13 protein-coding genes and 1 pseudogene are annotated in these 17,202 nt (G+C 63.3%); 4 read left to right on the top strand and 10 right to left on the bottom strand.

The window, feature by feature from the left end:
* Window positions 1-14: 14 nt before the first annotated feature.
* A complete protein-coding gene (locus ACVMIM_RS00820; protein ID WP_476109810.1) occupies window positions 15-836 on the bottom strand; it encodes an ABC transporter permease in 822 nt (273 codons plus the stop codon).
* Window positions 833-1,750, bottom strand: coding sequence for an ABC transporter permease (locus ACVMIM_RS00815; RefSeq protein ID WP_476109808.1), 918 nt, complete (start codon window positions 1,748-1,750; stop codon window positions 833-835). The genes ACVMIM_RS00820 and ACVMIM_RS00815 overlap by 4 nt, the downstream gene beginning before the upstream one ends.
* Before the next feature lie 290 nt (window positions 1,751-2,040).
* On the opposite strand from ACVMIM_RS00815, the gene ACVMIM_RS00810 reads away from it, so the two are divergent.
* On the top strand, window positions 2,041-3,459 hold the full coding sequence (locus tag ACVMIM_RS00810; protein WP_476109807.1) for an aminotransferase: 1,419 nt from the start codon (window positions 2,041-2,043) through the stop codon (window positions 3,457-3,459).
* Window positions 3,460-3,508: 49 nt separating this feature from the next.
* On the opposite strand, the gene ACVMIM_RS00805 is transcribed toward ACVMIM_RS00810, so the two are convergent.
* The gene (locus ACVMIM_RS00805; protein ID WP_476109805.1) at window positions 3,509-4,711 is read right to left on the bottom strand and encodes an aromatic ring-hydroxylating oxygenase subunit alpha; all 1,203 of its coding nucleotides are present in this window, start codon (window positions 4,709-4,711) and stop codon (window positions 3,509-3,511) included.
* A gap of 487 nt (window positions 4,712-5,198) precedes the next feature.
* A complete protein-coding gene (locus ACVMIM_RS00800; protein ID WP_476109804.1) occupies window positions 5,199-6,155 on the bottom strand; it encodes a nucleoside hydrolase in 957 nt (318 codons plus the stop codon).
* 563 nt (window positions 6,156-6,718) lie between these two features.
* Between ACVMIM_RS00800 and ACVMIM_RS00795 the strand changes: the two genes are divergently transcribed.
* Complete coding sequence (locus ACVMIM_RS00795; protein ID WP_476109802.1) at window positions 6,719-7,129, top strand: hypothetical protein; 411 nt, start codon at window positions 6,719-6,721, stop codon at window positions 7,127-7,129.
* A gap of 283 nt (window positions 7,130-7,412) precedes the next feature.
* Here ACVMIM_RS00795 and ACVMIM_RS00790 read toward each other — a convergent pair whose 3' ends face one another.
* Window positions 7,413-9,515, bottom strand: coding sequence for an ATP-binding protein (locus ACVMIM_RS00790; protein ID WP_476109801.1), 2,103 nt, complete (start codon window positions 9,513-9,515; stop codon window positions 7,413-7,415).
* Window positions 9,516-9,661: 146 nt separating this feature from the next.
* Window positions 9,662-10,390, bottom strand: coding sequence for a response regulator (locus ACVMIM_RS00785; RefSeq protein WP_278051404.1), 729 nt, complete (start codon window positions 10,388-10,390; stop codon window positions 9,662-9,664).
* Window positions 10,391-10,484: 94 nt separating this feature from the next.
* On the opposite strand from ACVMIM_RS00785, the pseudogene ACVMIM_RS00780 reads away from it, so the two are divergent.
* Window positions 10,485-11,187: pseudogene (locus ACVMIM_RS00780) on the top strand (winged helix-turn-helix domain-containing protein).
* A 72-nt stretch (window positions 11,188-11,259) separates the two neighbouring features.
* Here the strand turns inward: ACVMIM_RS00780 and ACVMIM_RS00775 are convergent.
* Window positions 11,260-11,424, bottom strand: coding sequence for a hypothetical protein (locus tag ACVMIM_RS00775; RefSeq protein ID WP_278051403.1), 165 nt, complete (start codon window positions 11,422-11,424; stop codon window positions 11,260-11,262).
* Between the two features lie 31 nt (window positions 11,425-11,455).
* Complete coding sequence (locus tag ACVMIM_RS00770; RefSeq protein WP_476109799.1) at window positions 11,456-11,677, bottom strand: hypothetical protein; 222 nt, start codon at window positions 11,675-11,677, stop codon at window positions 11,456-11,458.
* A 453-nt stretch (window positions 11,678-12,130) separates the two neighbouring features.
* Between ACVMIM_RS00770 and ACVMIM_RS00765 the strand changes: the two genes are divergently transcribed.
* Window positions 12,131-12,586, top strand: a complete 456-nt coding sequence (locus ACVMIM_RS00765; protein WP_040998688.1) for a L,D-transpeptidase — start codon at window positions 12,131-12,133, stop codon at window positions 12,584-12,586.
* Window positions 12,587-12,725: 139 nt separating this feature from the next.
* Here ACVMIM_RS00765 and ACVMIM_RS00760 read toward each other — a convergent pair whose 3' ends face one another.
* Both ACVMIM_RS00760 and ACVMIM_RS00755 read right to left on the bottom strand, forming a co-directional pair.
* Complete coding sequence (locus ACVMIM_RS00760; RefSeq protein ID WP_476109797.1) at window positions 12,726-15,809, bottom strand: efflux RND transporter permease subunit; 3,084 nt, start codon at window positions 15,807-15,809, stop codon at window positions 12,726-12,728.
* Window positions 15,806-17,086 carry an efflux RND transporter periplasmic adaptor subunit gene (locus tag ACVMIM_RS00755; protein ID WP_476109795.1) on the bottom strand — a complete coding sequence of 427 codons (1,281 nt, stop codon included), beginning with the start codon at window positions 17,084-17,086 and terminating at the stop codon, window positions 15,806-15,808. The genes ACVMIM_RS00760 and ACVMIM_RS00755 overlap by 4 nt, the downstream gene beginning before the upstream one ends.
* Between the last annotated feature and the right edge of the window lie 116 nt (window positions 17,087-17,202).

Here is a 17,202-nt window from a genome sequence, read left to right as displayed (position 1 = left end):
GGGATTGGACCCGCTCAAGCATGGAGGCCTCCCTCATTGTGGGTGCGTCTCGCCGCGCGGCGGCGCAGGATTTCGGCAGTCGTCATCAGCACGAAGGACGCGAAGAGCAGCAAGGTGCCGAGCGCCAGCACGCCGGGGAGTTTGGCCGCGAAGCGCAACTGGCCCCAGATGTAGATCGGCAGCGTCGCCTCGGTTCCGGTGAGGAAAAAGGCGATGATGAATTCGTCCAGCGAAATGGTGAAGCAGACGAGCAGGCTGGAGATGATCGCCGGCGCAACCATCGGCAGCGTCACCCGCCGGAAAGTGCCGAAGGCAGATTCGCCCAGGTCGGCGGAGGCTTCCTCGAGACTGCGGTCGAAGCCTTCGAAGCCGGAGGTCAGCACGGTCATCGAATAGGGGATGCAGACCAGCACATGGCCGAGCACGACGGTGAAGAGCGACAGGCTGAGGCCCAGCTGCAGCATGACCAAAAGCATGGAGATGGCGACGATCACTTCGGGCAACACCAGCGGCGCCATGATCAGGCCGTTGATGGCTCGGCGGCCCGGATAGCGGTAGCGGGTGATCGAGCGGGCGGCGAGGATGCCCAGCACCGTCGACAGGATCGAGGCGGAGACCCCGACCATCAGGCTGTTCCAGGTGGCGTCGATCAGCGCCGGCGTGTGCGGCAGGTCCTCGTACCAGTGCAGCGTGACGCCAGAGAGCGGAAATTTGGGCGTCGCCGCCGTGTTGATCGAGAAGATCGGCAGGAAGATCACCGGCAGATAAAGGAACAGCAGATAGAGGACGGCGTAGCTCGGCAGCCAGCCGGGCAGGAAGCGTGTTATCGCCGTCATCGCGCCAGCCTCTGCAGGGCGCGGATAACCAGCACGGTGGCGCCGGCCATCAGCGAGACTATGATCATGGTGGTGACGGAAAGTGCTGCACCCAGCGGCCAGTTCGACGCCTTGCCGAACTGCGCCTGGATGGCGTTCGCGATCATGACTCCGTCCTTGCCGCCCACCAGCTTCGGCGTGACATAGTCGCCGACGGTAGGGATCATGACGATGAGCGCCGCCGAGATGATGCCGGGCGCCGAGAGCGGCAACGTCACGCGCAGAAAGGAGCGCAGCGGCCCGTCGCCGAGGTCGGTCGCGGCTTCGAACAGAGTGCGGTCGACCTTCTCCAGCGAAACGAAGATCGGCAGGATGGCGAAAGTCGCCCAGGCGTGGGTGAGCGTGATGATGACGGCGCTGGAATTGTAGAGGAGCGCCGTCGAGGGCTCGTCGATGATGCCGAGGCCCATCAGGCCGGAATTGAGCACGCCGTTGTAGCCGAGGATCACCTTCCACGACATCACGCGCAGCAGGTAGCTGGTCCAGAACGGGATGGTGATGAGGAACAGCCACAGGCCCTTATGCCGGCCGCCATGGAAGGAAATGAAATAGGCGATCGGGTAGGCAAGCGCCACGGTGAGCAGGCTGACCGTCAGCGAGATGTAGAGCGAGCGCCAGAGCAGGTCGCGATAGATCGGCTCGGTCAGCGCGATCCGGTAGTTCTCCAGCGTGAAGGTGTGGTCGATGGTGAGATAGTTCTGCGTCCAGAAGGAATGGGCGATGACGACCAGGATCGGCAGGACAAGCAGAATAAGAGCATAGACGAAGGTGGGACTGATCAGGGCAAAGCCCTGGACGGCTTCCGATTGCAGAAGGGGACTTCGTCTCGATCCCGCCATGCGCAACGGGGGCGACCCTTCCGCGGCAACCGTCATTGCAGCGCTCCGGGCGTGATTTCGGTAGCTGGCTCGGACTGTCCCGCCATGCGGTCTTCCCATTCCTGGCGCCGGCCGCCTGTTCCCGAATTATGTTTGGAGCGCGATCGCTCCTGGCTTGCCGGCTTTCTTTCATCATGAGCGTATCCGCCAATTGAAATCAAGCGCTATTTCTGCGATATTGATTGAACGGATATTCAAAATCAAGTGAGGAAAGGCCGAATTTCCATGGTTTTCCGCGGCGTTTGATATCCGACGAGAATTCGACAATCTGGCAATGCGAGGCGAAAATGGCGGCTCAAAGCAAGATCAAGGCAAGCGAACTCATCGACGCCGACGATGAGGACGCGGTCGAGCTCGCCAAGCGTCATCTCGTACAGCCCTGGCCCTATGCCGGTTCGGTCGGCAACGAGGCCCGCGCGCTGATCGGCGAGGGCGACGGCATCTACATCACCGACGGCTCCGGCAAGCGGCTGATCGACGGGCCGGCTGGCATGTGGTGCATCAATGTCGGCCATCGCCGCGAAGAACTGGCCAAGGTCATGTACGACCAGGCAATGGCGCTCTCCTACAACACGCCCTGGTACACGATGAACGCGCCTTCGGCCGAGCTTGCCCGGCGCATCGCCGATGCCGCACCCGGCGACCTCAGCCACACCTTCTTCACCACCGGCGGCTCGTCGGCGGTGGAGACGGCGCTGCGCTTCATGCAGTTCTACAACAACGTCCGCGGTCGGCCGGAGAAGAAGCTGATCCTGAGCCGCGGCGGCGCCTATCACGGCTCGACCTATCTCTCGGCCTCGCTCAACGGCCGCCCGCGCGACCGCGACTGGATGGACGGCGCCGACGATCTGGTGGTGAAGCTGTCCTCGCCCGATCCGTTCCGGCGGCCGAAGGAGATGAGCATCGCCGCCTTCACCGATTTCCTCGTCGACCAGTTCCGCGACAGCGTCGCGCGTATCGGCGCGGAGCGCATCGGCGCCTTTGTCGGCGAGCCGGTACAGGCTTCCGGAGGCGTCGTCGTGCCGCCGGACGGGTATCTGAAGCGCATCCGCGAGATCTGCCGCGAGAACGACATCCTCTATGTCTCGGACGAGGTGGTGACCGGCTTTGGGCGGCTCGGCCATGTCTTCGCCTCCGGCGACGTGTTCGGCATCGATCCGGACATGATCACCTTCGCCAAGGGCGTCACGTCGGGCTATTTCCCGCTCGGCGGCGTCATCATCTCCGAGCGGCTGCTCGAAGAGCTGCGCCGCTCCAATCATCCCGACGCGCTGTTCGGTCACGGCCTTACCTACACCAGCCATCCGATCGGCTGCGCGGTGGCGCTGAAGAATCTCGACCTGCTGGAAGAGGGCGTGCTTGCCCACACGCGCGAGATCGCACCCTATTTCCAGGCAAAACTGAAGACGCTGGAAGAGCTGCCGCTGGTCGGCGAAGTGCGCGGCGTCGGCCTGATGGCTTGCGTCGAATGCGTGGCCGATCGCGAGAGCAAGGATCCGCTGCAGCTCGACAAGGATGTCGGAAAACGCATCGACGCGCATTGCCACCAACTCGGCCTTCTGGTGCGGCCGCTGATCAATATGTGCGTGATGTCGCCGCCGCTGATCATCAGCCGCGAGCAGGTCGACGACATGGTGGCGATCCTGCGCGAGGGTATCTCGCGGACTATGGATGATCTGAGGAAGGAAGGGCTGTGGCGAGGGTAATTAGCTCTTTCCTTCTCCCCGTGGAACGTGGAACGGGGAGAAGGAAGAGTTACCCCCTCGACCGCAGCGCGTCGTTCAATCCCCACATGTCCTTTTCCTCGGGCGCCGTTTCCAGATTGAGCACCGGGACTTGCTTGCGCAAATGATCATGGTGGGTGCGCACGCCATATTCGAGGTCGGAGAGGTAAAAGCCCTCGAAGGCTTCCGAAAGCATGGATTCGTTCGACCACACCGAGAGCTGGACGTCCTCGTTCATCGTGTCGCGATCGATGCGGTAGGCGAGATAGCGCGCCGCGGCCTGCTCCCTTCTCTCGTCCTTGTAGCGATAGATTGCGCCGCGCAACAGAGTCTCCCCGGTCGACAGCGGGAACTCCTGATAGAACTGGACGGATTCCGGCATGATCGACAGCGCGTTGTTGGGGAAAATGCCGTAATAGATCCAGGCCTTGCGCAGATGCTCCGGCAGATGCGTGGCCTCGGGCGCGAGCTTGATATACTCGCGCACGCTCCAGCGCCGCCCGGCATGCGGATTGTAGGTGGCGAAGGACCGTGACACCCCGTTGACGAAAGGCTCGTCGAAATAGGTCGCGCCATAGAGGTCCTGCAGCGCCGGATGTGCCATGGCGACGTGATAGCCTTCATTGTCGACGTCGCGTACCGACTTCCAGTTGACCGGCGATTTCTGCGTCCAGATGCCCCAGGATGGCACCATGTCGGCGACGTTGTAATGCGCGATCTCGGCTTCGATCGGCTTGAGCAGCTCGGCCACCGAAGGCTGCGGGCCGCCCTTGCGGAAGCGGATGAAGATGAAGCCCATCCAGATTTCGAGGTCGAGCGGCATCAGGCCGAACTCGGTCTTGTCGAGCTCGGGGAAGGAGCGCGGACGGGCAGCGCCCCGCAGCGTGCCGTCGAGATTGTAGACCCAGCCATGGAACGGGCACACCAGCGCGTTCTTGCAGGTGCCCTGGCTGTCGGCGACGACCCGGCTGCCGCGGTGGCGGCACATATTGTTGAAGGCGCGCACGATGCCGTCCTTGCCGCGCACGATCAGCGCGCGCTCGCCGATGACATCCATGGTCAGATAGTCGCCCGGGTTCGGCAGGTCGGAGACATGGCCGGCGATCTGCCAGTGATTGCGGAAGACATATTCCTTCTCGAGCTCGAGAAGGGCATTGGAATGGTAGCTCCACCCCGGCAAACCCCTCCGGTCCCAATCGTTGGGGATCGCCACATCACGGAGGTGCGGGTTCATCGGCATGCTCTTCTTTTTGTTGAATACTCATTCAATATAAGCATATTTCTCATTGAAATGCAATGGTTTGTAGGAATATGAAACTTCCTAGGCGGCGGCTTTGAGGCGCGCCACGCCAGAAAGATCCCGGAAAATCCGCGCCTTAACCCGCAGCCGGCGCACTCGGCATGTCTGCCAAGACGTTCGACAGGTTCGCGGCCATCCCGGGGAACTTCAGACCGATGCGGCGGAGGTTGAGCCCGACAGGTGCACAGCTAACAAACGTATCTTTCTGGTCGCCCTAAAGCGCATTGTGCCTTCGTCGTCTGTTATCGAGTAAGTAGAGGCGCGCGGACGCTGGCAGCTTTCCTGTCAGTGGCAATCGGAAAGTGAGTTTAACAAATGTTATTCAACACGGCAGACCTGCATGCTATCTTTTAGCTGCGGGTAGAAGCCACCTTCCGGTTCGGCTTCTGCAACTTCGGCTCGCTCTTAGGAGCGAGCCTTTTTAGTTTCTTGGCGTTGCGCAAACATCGTAGATTCTGGCCAAGATTCCTGCAGCATCGCCGCCAACGCATACCAGCTGCATCCGACGCCGATCCCATTCGCTCGGAGAATAGCGGGCAGCGCCCAACCTCTGCAGGGTCAAACCCGCTGCGGGCCCCTCCTTGATCACGACGACCGAACCAGGCCGGGTGGTGAATAAATCGGGATCGGTCAAAAACACAGCGGCACTGCAGTCGTGCACCAGCATCCCCGCTTCGCCCCATTGCAGGTAGAAGTCGATATATCCTTGAGACAGTGCGGCAACCATCTGCATTTCGGGATTGGCATCTGCCGATATCGTCGCGAGAGCCTCACGCGTGATCACAGTCCGACCTGTGAGATTGAGCGGAACCGCGGTCACTTTCCAGGAGGCTGCAAACACTCGATCGGCTGCGTGCGGATCGGCATAAATATTAGCCTCCGCGACTGGCGACACATTGCCGGGGATCTCGAACGCTCCACCCATGACGACGACATCTTGCACCAGGTCTGCTATCGCCGGATCGGTCTCCAGTGCGCGCGCCAAGTTGGTCAGGCCACCGACCGCCAGCAGCCTCACCTGACCCGGGTTCTGCCGAATGCTATCCACGATAAATCGAGCGGCGGTATCCATTTCCTCCCGCGGTTCTTGGGCTATGGGATAGTCCCCCAGCCCATTTGCGCCATGAACATGGACAGGATAGGGATGGGGCGCCCCAGACCAGTTTAGCGGAACGGCCGCGCCAGCATGAACGGGAGCCTTGATTCCCCATGCCTCGGCGAGGAACCTGGCATTGCGCGTTGTGACCGAGATGGGTGCGTTGCCGAAGACGGTTGTAATGCCGAGCAGATCGATGTTCGGATGGCGGTGCAGATAAAGAAGTGCGAGGGCGTCATCCACGCCAGGGTCAGTATCGAAAAGAATCTTCTGCTTTGTCATGCGTGTGCGTTTCAGGCTTCCCAACCGTCAGTCAATGAGCAGGCTGGATTGTCACCACTGAAGCGTATCCTGAATATGTCGCCCAAACCGGCGCGCGTCGGCTGCTGGCACCCGGCCCGGGGTCGATGCACAGCTGTTGTGGGCAACCGCCCCAGTGCTGCAGCCGAACGCTGGCATGATCAAGATGAGCGACGGCCAGCGCCCGCAGATCGGCGAAGCGAACATCTCCCGCAGCTTGTACCGATGCCGTGACAGCATGCCGCCAGAATGGCCGGCAATGAGCACCAGCGCCAGGGTCGCAGGTTGCGAGACGTCCGCTCCGTCCTCGACCGCATGCCAAACCGGGCCGTGTGTGAGGTCGCTTACAGTCTCCTGCATCCGCGGGGGTATTTCCCGCAGACCAGTCGCGGTGAACGCCCGCCGGCGGCGAGCAGGGCGGAGGGTAGCGATCCAACCCTGTTTCAATCCTGTTACAGGGGAAATTGCCGTCGACCATCGGGCCGTTACGTGGCGCGGTTAGGTTCGTTTCATGGGAATAAGAAAGATACCGAAGGGAACAACCGATGTTTGCGAAAGTCCAGACCGCCGAAGCCAGTCGCCGCGCACACGGCCCGGAGCGCAACGATCGCCGGCCGAAGCTGGCGCTGCGGCAACGCGCGAGCGACCATCCGATGGCGATGTTCATCGCGATCGGCGCCTGCGCCTTCGTCGGCATGCTGGCGGCACCTGCCTCAGGCCCGGCTTTCGCTTCGATCAATCCGCCCGCCAATGTCATCCAGGGCGCGCAGACTACGCTCAAGACCGCCCGCCTGCCGGAATCCGCGGTCGACTTTGCCTGCAAGGGCCAGAACTGGGGCGCCGAGAGCCTCGATTGCCTGCGCGCCATCGCCGAGCAGTCCGGCCGGTACCGGGAGCGCCCGGTGCGCATGATCGCCAACGCCGCGCCGCTCACCAACACGCCGAACGTTTTTTAAGAGCTCCCCTGAGCGCACCCTCCTGCGCTCCAGTCAGGCTCCCGCCGCTGAAGTCGGACGGGAGCCTCTTTTTTGGGTCTGTCCATATTCAGGTGAGGCCGGTCTGCAAATGGCGGCTTCCTGTGCTTCCGGTGCTCACATAGGTCAAGTACGCTCCGCTCCGGTTCTCGGAATCCATCATTTTCGACTCGGCTTGACCTGAATCTCGGCAGATCCTGCGGCGGCGCAAGTTCAGGCCGGGTCACGCATCCGCTTGCAAGCTTCATCGCAAGACCAGTCCCGCTCAAAGGTGGGCGCCGTTGTCGGCCGCGGCCTCGTCGGCGACGGTCGAGAGGATGCCGCGCACGTCGAGGGTCGAGAAGGGCTTTTCCAGGATGTGCGGCCGCTGATGCGGCGGGAGCGCCTCGATCTCTGCCTTGGCGCCGATCAAGTCGCCGGTGACCAGCACGAAGCGCTGCGCCAGGTCCGGGCGTTCGGCCAGCAATTCGCGGTAGATCGAAATACCGCTGGTACCTGGCATCCGCAGATCTGAAAAGACGATGTCGGGCGGCATGTGCCCGCTCAGTGCCTCGCCGGCAGAGGTCCAGCTTGCAACGACCCGCGACTTCACCCCCATCAGCTCCAATATGTCAGAGAGCGAGCCCGCGACGTCCGGCTCGTCGTCGATCACCAGCGCATGACGCAGCCCGCTCGACCGCGCCGGACCTTCGCCGGGCGCGGCGCTGCCGCCCGCGATCGCCGGCAATTGCACGACGAAGCGCGCGCCGTTCGGCTGCACTTCCTCGAATCGGATGCTGCCATTGTGGCGCTCGACGATCGATTTCGAGATCGACAGGCCGATGCCGGTGCCGACGCCGACCGGCTTGGTGGTGAAATAGGATTCGAAGATACGCGCGCGGATCGCTTCGGGAATGCCCGGGCCGTTGTCCTCGACGGAGAAGCCCGGATCGCCGTGCTCGTTGCGGAAAGTCCGCACCTTGATGTGCCGCTCGCCCGTGACGCCGGCCAGCGCATGCTGGCTGTTGATGAGGAAATTGGCCACCACCTGCGTGATGTGGTCGGCGTCGGCCATGGCAAGCAGCGGCCCGTCGGCAAAGTCGGTGTCGATGATGATGCCGCTCGAGCGCGCGCCATAGGCGGTGACTTCGAGCGCCGAGCGCATCACCTGGTTGAGATCCGTCTCGGCCTGCTCGGTCGGGTGCAGCCGCACCATCGACAGGAAGCTCTTGACGATGCGGCCGCATCGCTCGGCGGCGGCGCGCACCTTCTCGGCGCGCACCTTGGTCTGCGGGTCGCCGGCGAATTCATGCAGCAGCGTCGACTGCGCCACCACCACCGCCAAGGGGTTGTTGAGCTCATGCGAGACGCCGGCAAGCAGCGAGCCCATCGCCGCCATCTTCTCGTTCTGGTGCAGCTTCTCGCGCTGGCGGTTGATCTCCTCCTCGGCCTGCAGCTTCTCGCGCAGGTCGCGGATCGAGCCGAAGATCAGGCGACGATCGGCAACGCGCATCTCGGTCGCCGTCAGCTCGATCGGGAAAATCTCGCCTGCGGCGTTCTGCGTGACGGTCTCCAACCGCTGGCCGACCATCGGCGCGCCGCGGCCGGCCATGTATTCGGCGCCCGAGGCATAGCCCTTGCGGTAGTATACCGGAACGATGGTGTCGAGCAGGTCCTTGCCGAGGATGGCGCTGCGCTGGAAGCCGAACATCTTCTCGGCCGCCGGATTGAACTCGATGATCGACCCCGTCTCGTCGATGACGATGATGGCGTCGAGCGAGGCCTGCAGCATGGTGCGGCGGATCACTTCGCTGGCATGCGCCTCCGATGGCGAGCGCTCGATGGCGTCGCCGATGGCCAAGGCGATGATGTGCAGGGTCGCTTCCTCTTCATCCGTCCATTCGCGCTCGGCGACGCAGTCGTTGATGGCCAGCGTACCCCAAAGGTGGCCATGCGCGAAAACGGAGACGGACAGAAACGACTTGATGTTCTGCTTCTCGAAGTCGGCCCGCAGGAAACCCTCGAGGTCGCGCGTGTGGCCTGAGAAGATCTTGCCTTGCCGCTCGTCCTCCTGCAGCCGCTCCAGAAGCGAATCCGAGTTGATGATCGACTGCATGATCACGGTGGGTGAGGCCAGTTCCCCGCCGAAGTCAGGATCGATCCAATAGGCGGCGACGGACTGGGCGAAGCCTTCGCCCGGCAACTCACGCAGACGGAAGAGAATGCCGCGCTGGCAATCCATCTTGCGGCACATGGTTCCCAATATGTCGTCCATCTCGCGCTGCCAGTCGCCTGCCTCGCGCAGGCGGCGCACGACATGGACGGCCGCCATCGCGGCGCCGCCCGGACGCGAGCCTTGCATATCGGTGCGTGCTGCATCAGCTGTCATGGTCATTCCAGGCCCGGACATCGGTCGTTCAGAGCGTCCCTCCGTTGCACGGAAAGCGCTCCATCGCTCTGTTTTGACGCAATTCCGGACGGAAGGCTATGGCGAAGACGCCGAGCCTAACCGCTCACACTTTTCCTCGAATTGCCCTAATTGGCCTCGCCGCTCGGCAGCGAGAAGATATAGCCTTCGCCGCGCACCGTGCGCAGGAATTTCGGATTGGCGGGGTCGGCCTCGATCTTCTTTCGCAACCGCATGATGCGGATGTCGACCGCGCGCGAGGATTCCGGATCCTCGACGAAGCCGATCGCCTCCGAAATCGCCGCCCGCGTCAGAAGCCGGTTGGCGCGGGTGAGGAAAACCTCGAGCACGTCGAACTCGCTCTTGGCCATCTCGATCACCGCACCATTGGCGGCAGTGACCAGCCTGCCGTCGAAATCGGCCTGGAAGCCGCCGAAATTCATGAAGCGGCGATTGCCGGCTTCGGCCTTCTGCGCCTGCGGCTCGGCCGGCTGCGGCACGCGGCGCAGCACGCTGCGCACCCGCGCCAGCACCTCGCGCAGTTCATATGGCTTGACGATGTAATCGTCGGCGCCCAGCTCCAGCCCGACGATGCGGTCGAGCGCGGTGCCGGCGGCCGTAGCATAGATGATGCCGATCTGGGTTTTGGAGCGCAGCCAGCGGCCAAGCGACAGTCCGTCCTCGCCGGGCATCGCGATGTCGAGGATGGCGAGGTGGAAGGGCTGCGCTTCGAAGAGCGCGCGCGCCGCCACGGCATTCTCCGCCGTCACGACGTCATAGCCGCTGGCGCCGAGATACTCGGCCACGGCTTCCCTCAGATCCAGTTCGTCTTCGACGACGATGATGCGTGCCTTCACGACGCGCTCGCTCCCGCTTTCAGCAGAAAGTAGATTGGGTATAAACATGATGTCCAGCACTCATCTCGAGTTGTCTGTGGCGGGGTGAAGAAAAATGGCTGCACGATCCGTCATTGCGCTTGTGTCCGTCGCCGAGGTGGTGGCGGGCGATCTCGCCGACCATCTCGAACGGCGCGGGCACGACGTGCGCCAGGCGCGCCAGCCCTGGGAAGCGGAGACGCTGCTTTCGGCCGGCGGCATCGATGTCGTCGTGGTCGGCGACGAAGTCACCCAGGCCGAGGGGCCGCGAACTGCTCAGGCGTTACAGCAGCCAAGGCGGCGGTGGCGAGGGCGGTCCTGATTTCATCCTGATCTGCCGGCCGCGCGACCTCGTCGACAAGGTGCTGGCGCTCGAGCTCGGTGCCGCCGACGTCATCGAAAGTCCGCTCAACGTGCGCGAGCTTGCCGCGCGCATCGGCGGCCTGCTGATGAGACGCGGCAGATCCCCCGGGGAACTCATCGTGCTGGAAAACGCCACCGTCGATCTGCGGTCGGCCATCGTAATGCATCGCTCGGGCGCGGAGGAGCAGCTTTCTCCCGGGCAGGTGGCGCTGCTCAAGCTGTTCCTGGCCAGCCCGCGCAAGGTGCTGACGCGCGACGACATCATTGCCGCGGCACCGGCCGAGAATGCCGACGCTTTCGACCGGTCGATCGATTCGCGCATCGTGCGGCTGCGCCGCAAGCTCGACACCGAGACCATCACCACCATCCGCGGCGCCGGCTATCGTTTCGATCCCCCGCTCTCGCGCAACGAGTGAGTTCAGGTCGGCGAGGTTGTCGAGCATCGGAGTCCCCAAGGCGGTGGTCATTTGGGCCGGTGCGCCCGGCGTTCAGCGCACCACGACGACCGAGGGTCCGGTTGGAACGTTGGCGCTGACGGTTATCTCGGCCGGGGCGCGCTCCTTCAGCAGCACCGTCGCCAGCGCGGCGAAGCCGAGCAGGCCTTGCGCGTAAAGGAGTGCGGAAAGCACCGAGGCGGCAATATTCGTCTTCATGTCCTATCCCCAATCTCGATATCGTCGCGCTTCAGGAAACTCCCGAAGCGCCCGCGCCGCTGACGGAGCCCCCCGCTGCGGCGCGGGCCTTCGGTCCTCTCGGCAGCAAGTAGCCGGAGGGGCCGCGCGTCCTCGTCAGCCGACGGCCGACCCGCCAGAGGGCCTTCAGCCGGTGGACGCGCAGGCTGGAAACAATCCAGACCGTGGCGATGAACAGAGCCATGTGCAGGGTCGAAATCTCGCCGGTACTCATCGCCGCCAGCGTCGTCGCCGGGTTGCCGGCCACTGAGCCGGCGCCGCCGAGCACGATCGCCGAGACGCTAATCCCGAGAAGCCAGTTTCGATTTCCTGCCCATTTCGTTTGCAGATGTCTGTTCCCGTTGCGTCAAATCTGCCGCCGGCCTGTATCCAGATCATGCCGCCGTGGCCGCACTTTGTTGCAGATTGGTTTCGACAACGGCCCTATGTCTTTCATATAAAGGCAAAATGAACTTTCGTTTCCGGGTGAAGCTCATTGTACGGCGCCTGACCGTCACGTCCCGGAAAGACTTCCGGTGTCGTTCAGCCGGCCTTTGCCGTTAACTTGCAGAAACGAATTCGAAACAGAAACGAGCATCAAGCGAAATAGGTCGGAAACCGACGATCACGATAAGAGCCCATCGAAATTGAAGCCGGCGCGACCGGCAAAAAACAGAGAGGGATCGTCATGCATACCGCCATTTCCGCCAAGCTCATCCATATCACCGCCGCCGCGCTCACCGGCGCGGCGCTGCTGTTCGGCACCGGCAACGCCGCCCACGCCAATCAGATCGTCGCCAAGGTCTCGCTGTCGCAGCAGATCATGGAAGTCACGGTCGATGGCCGTCCGACTTACATTTGGAAGGTGTCGACCGGCGCCAGGGGGCACATCACGCCGACCGGTTCGTTCAAGCCGACCCGCATGCATGAGATGTGGTATTCGAAGAAATACGACAACGCGCCGATGCCCCATTCGGTCTTCTTCAGCGGCGGCTATGCCGTTCACGCCACCTACGCCATCAGCCGTCTCGGCCGTCCCGCCTCGCATGGCTGCGTGCGGCTGCATCCCGATGCGGCTGCCGATTTCTATCAGCTGGTCGAGGTCTTCGGGCCCTCCAACACCAGCATCGTCATCGTCAAATAACAAGCTGGGTGAAGTAACGCACTGGGATAAAGTAGCAGGCCGGTTGCCGCCTTCCGTTGATCGCGAAGCCGTGAGGCAGCCGCCAAAAAAGAGGCCGGAATTTTTCCGGCCTCTTTTGTTTTTCGCTTTGGTCGCCGTCTCAGCTCGGCAGCGCCGGCATCAGCTTCGGATCGGGCTTTTCGGCGAGATGCGGCAGGTCCTTGCTGGCGATGAAGGTGTAGAACATCGGCACGACGAAGAGCGTGAACATGGTGCCGACCAGGATGCCGGTGAAGATGACCAGGCCCATCGAATAGCGCGCGGCCGCACCGGCGCCGCTGGAGATGATCAGCGGCACGACGCCGAGCGCCATGGCCGCCGTGGTCATCAGGATCGGCCGCAGGCGCACCTTGGCCGAGGCGATGATGGCATCGCGGCGGCGCATACCGTGGATCTCACGCTGCTGGTTGGCGAACTCGACCAGCAGAATGCCGTGCTTGGTGATGAGGCCGATCAGCGTTATCAGGCCGACTTGGGTGTAGATGTTGAGCGTGCCCAGGCCGATGTTGAGCGGCACGATCGCGCCGAAGATCGACAGCGGCACCGCCATCATGATGATCAGCGGATCGCGGAAGCTCTCGAACTGGGCCGCCAGCACCAGATAGATCACGATCACGGCCGCCGCGAAGGCGATCAGGATGGTGTTGCCCTGTTCCTTCTCCTGCCGCGACTGGCCCGAATAGTCGATGAAGAAGGTGTCGGGCAGCGTCTCCCTGGCGAGATCCTCCAGCACCTTGAGGCCGTCGCCGGTGGTCACGCCCGGCAAGGGCAGGGCCGAGATCGTCGAGGAATTCAACTGGTTGAACTGCTCGATGGCCGCCGGCGAGGCATTGGTCGAAATCTTCACGACCGCCGACAGCGGTACCATCTTGCCGTCGACGCTGCGAACGAAATATTCGCCGAGCTTCTCGGGATTGTCGCGGAATTCCTGCGGCACCTGCGGGATGATGTCGTAGCTGTTGGAGTCGCGATCGAACTGCGCCACCTCGGCGCCGCCGACCAGAAGCGTCAACGTGTTGCCGATATCGGCGATCGGCAGGTTCAACGCCGCCGCGCGCTCACGGTCGATGGTGACGGTCACCTGGGGCGCATCGTAAGCCATCGAGTTCTGGACGACGATGAAGCGACCCGAGGCCTGCGCCTTGTTCTTGATCTTCTCCGCTTGCTCGAAGACTTCAGAAGGGTCGCCGGTGGAGCGCACGACCATGGAAATCGGCAGGCCGCCGCCGGAACCCGGCAGCGTTGGCGGCGCAAAGACGAAAGCCTGAACGCCGGCGACCTTGGCGAGCCGTGCGGTGATGTCGGCCTGCAGTTCCTTCGAATTGCGCTTGCGGTCCGCCCAGTCCTTGAAGGCGAAGCCGACAAAGGCGCTGTTGGTGGCGCCGCCAAAGGCAACGGCGGAGAACTGCGCCCGGGTCTCGGGAATGTCCTTCACAAGGCCGAGGATCTGGTTGACGTAGGTCTCGGTGTAATCCGACGTCGCATAGCGCGGCGCGGTTACCAACGACAGGAGGAAGCCCTGATCTTCTTCCGGCGCGAGCTCGGTCGAGGTCTTGGTGAACATGAAGCCGGTGAGGGCGACAAGCGCGACGACAATGATCAGCGTCACCGGCCGGTTCCTGAGCGAGGCGGTGACCGCCCGCTCATAGACACGCTCGACACGGCTGAAGGTCCCATCGACGATGCGCTGGAAACGGCCGTGCTGGCCCGGCTTCAGCAGGCGGGCGGACATCATCGGCGTGATCGTCATGGCGATCAGGCCCGATAGCACCACGGAGCCGGCCAGCGTCACCGCGAATTCGCGGAACAGCGCGCCGGTCAGGCCGCCGGTGAAGGCAAGCGGGGCGAACACGGCAGCCAGCGTGATGGTCATCGCCACGATGGCGGTCGCGATCTCGCGCATGCCGTTGAAGGCCGCCTGCATCGGCGACATGTGGTCCTCCTCCATGTGGCGGTGGATGTTCTCCACCACCACGATGGCGTCGTCGACGACAAGGCCGATCGCCAGCACCATGGCCAGCAGCGACAGAAGGTTGATCGAGTAACCGACTGCGAACAGGATGAAGCAGACGCCGATCAGCGACAGCGGGATGGTGACGATCGGCATCATCACCGAGCGGAACGAGCCCAGGAACAGAAGGATCACCACAATGACGATGGCGACGGCCTCGCCGATGGTCTTGAACACTTCCTCGATCGAGGCGCTGATCTGGCCGGTGGCGTCGTAGACGATCTCGATCGTCATGCCTTTCGGCAGCGTGTCCTGGATCTGCGGCACCAGCTTGGTGAGCGCCGCCGCCGTCGTCAGCGGGTTCGCCGCCGGCGTCGGGAAGATGGCCAGGAAGGTTCCCGGCTTGCCGTTGAAGCTCACCCTGGTGTCGGTGTTCTCCGCGCCGAGCTCGACACGCGCCACATCGCGCAGGCGCACAACCTCGCCGTTCGTCGAGCGGATCGGCAGCTCGGCGAAGGCCTCGGGCGTCTGCAAGGTCGAGTGCACGGTGATCGAGGACACCACATATTCGTTCTGGGTATTGCCGGGCGCCGACAGGAAGTTCGAGTTGTTGATGGCGGTAAGCACGTCCACCGCCGTGGCGCCACGGGCGGCGAGCCGGACCGGGTCGATCCAGATGCGCATGGAATATTCCTGGGCGCCGAAGATCTGCACGTCGGCGACACCTTCCACGGTCGAGATGCGAGGCCGGATGACGCGCTCGATATATTCGGTGAGCTGCTCCTTCGTCATGTTCGGATTCTGCATCGAGATGTACATCATCGCGAACTGCTGCCCGGTGCCCTTGACGATAACCGGGTCCTTGGAGGCCTCCGGCAGGGTGCCGCGCACGCCCTGGACCTTGGACAACACCTCGGCGAGCGCGACGTCCGGATTGGAGCCGAGCTTCATCTGCACCGTGACCGTGCTCGAAGACGGACGGCTGGACGAGGTGACGTAGTCGATATTTTCGGTCGAGGCGACGGCGCGCGCGATCGGCGCCGATATGAAGCCCTGGATCAGATCGGCGCTGGCGCCGGGATAGGCCGTGGTGATGGTGATCGCCGTCTCGTCAACCTTCGGATACTGGCGGATCGACAAGCCGAAGATGCCCTGGAAGCCCAGAAGCAGGATCATGCATGCCAGCACCGTCGAGAGCACCGGCCGGCGAATGAAGAGATCGGAAAAGCTCATTGCTGAACCTGCTTGTTCGCCGATTTGCTGGGGTCGACGGTGTTGTCGACGGCAACCGACATGCCGTTGAAGAGCCGGTTCTGGCCCGCCGTCACGACCTGGTCGCCGTCTTTGAGGCCCTCGACGATCTCGACCATGCCGTTGTTGCGGCGGCCGAGCTTCACGAAGACCTGTGAGATGGTGAGCGCCGGCTGCTGCGCGGCCTCGGCCGGCTTGGCGGCGGCGTCGGCCGGTTTCGCCGCGTTGTCCGCAGGCTTGGAGGCGTCGGCCTGCGGCTTGGCGGCATCGCCGGCCGCCTTGTCGGCGCCGGCCTTCTGCTCATCCGGTTTTGCCGGAGCCGGAGCCGCGCCCTCGGCGGGTTTCGCGGGCTGAACCACGAAGACATAATCACCATAGAGGCTCGTCGTCACCGCCGTCTGCGGCACGGAGATGACGTTGTTTTCCTGCGGCAGCTCGACACGGATCTGGACGAACTGGCCGGGCGTCAGCTTGCCTTCCGGATTGGCGACCTCGCCGCGGATCGAGACCAGCCGGCTTGCCGGGTCGATCTTGGGGTCGATGCCGCGGATGGAGCCGGCAAAGGGCATGTCGGCGATGCTGCTGCCAAGCTTGACGGTCTGGCCGATCTTGAGCAGCGGCAGCTGTTGCTCGGGAACCGTGAAGTCGACCCGCATCGTGTCCAGGTCCTGGATCGTCACCACCGAGTTGCCGGGGGCCAGATACTGGCCGATATCGATCTTCGGAATGCCGACCGTGCCGCCGAAGGGCGCGGACAACTGCTTCTGGTCGAGCACCGCCTGCAGCTTGTTGACCTGCGCGGCCGAGGCGTCCGCAGCGGCGCGCGCGGCGTCGAGCGTCGCGTCCGTGCCGACGCCGCGCCGCTGCAATTCGACCGCGCGGGTCAGCGCGGCCTGGTCCGAGGCGGCTTGCGCCTTTTGGGCCACCAGGTCGGCTTTCTCCACCGCGTCATCCAGTTGCAGGAGCACCGCGTTGGCGGCAACCTTCTGGTTGGCGTGGAAGAGGATGTCCTTGACGATGCCGCTGGTCTCGACGGTAAGGTCGACGCCCCGCACGGCATTGACGGTGCCGATCGCCTCGACGCCGGGGGTCCATTCCGACGGCTTGACCGTCACTGTCGAAACCGTCGCGGCCGGCGGCTTCATGGTGGCGAAATATTGCTTGATGCCGGCGTCGCGCATGAAATTGAAGCCAACGATGCCGACGCACACCAAGGCGAGCAGCAGCAAGAATCCGGCGATGATAAAAAAGCGCTTCACGGATGGTCCCCTCGAGCCGGCAACAGGCAAATCGATCGATGCCGGGACACATATCGACGACAGGTCCCGATTTCAAATGGCGCGCCTTACTGTACCGGCTGGACGGTCTTGTCAAT

The organism is Mesorhizobium sp. USDA 4413 (assembly GCF_056280365.1).
Note: the sequence above shows the minus strand (reverse complement) of the source record. Positions and strands in the feature narration are given on the sequence as shown.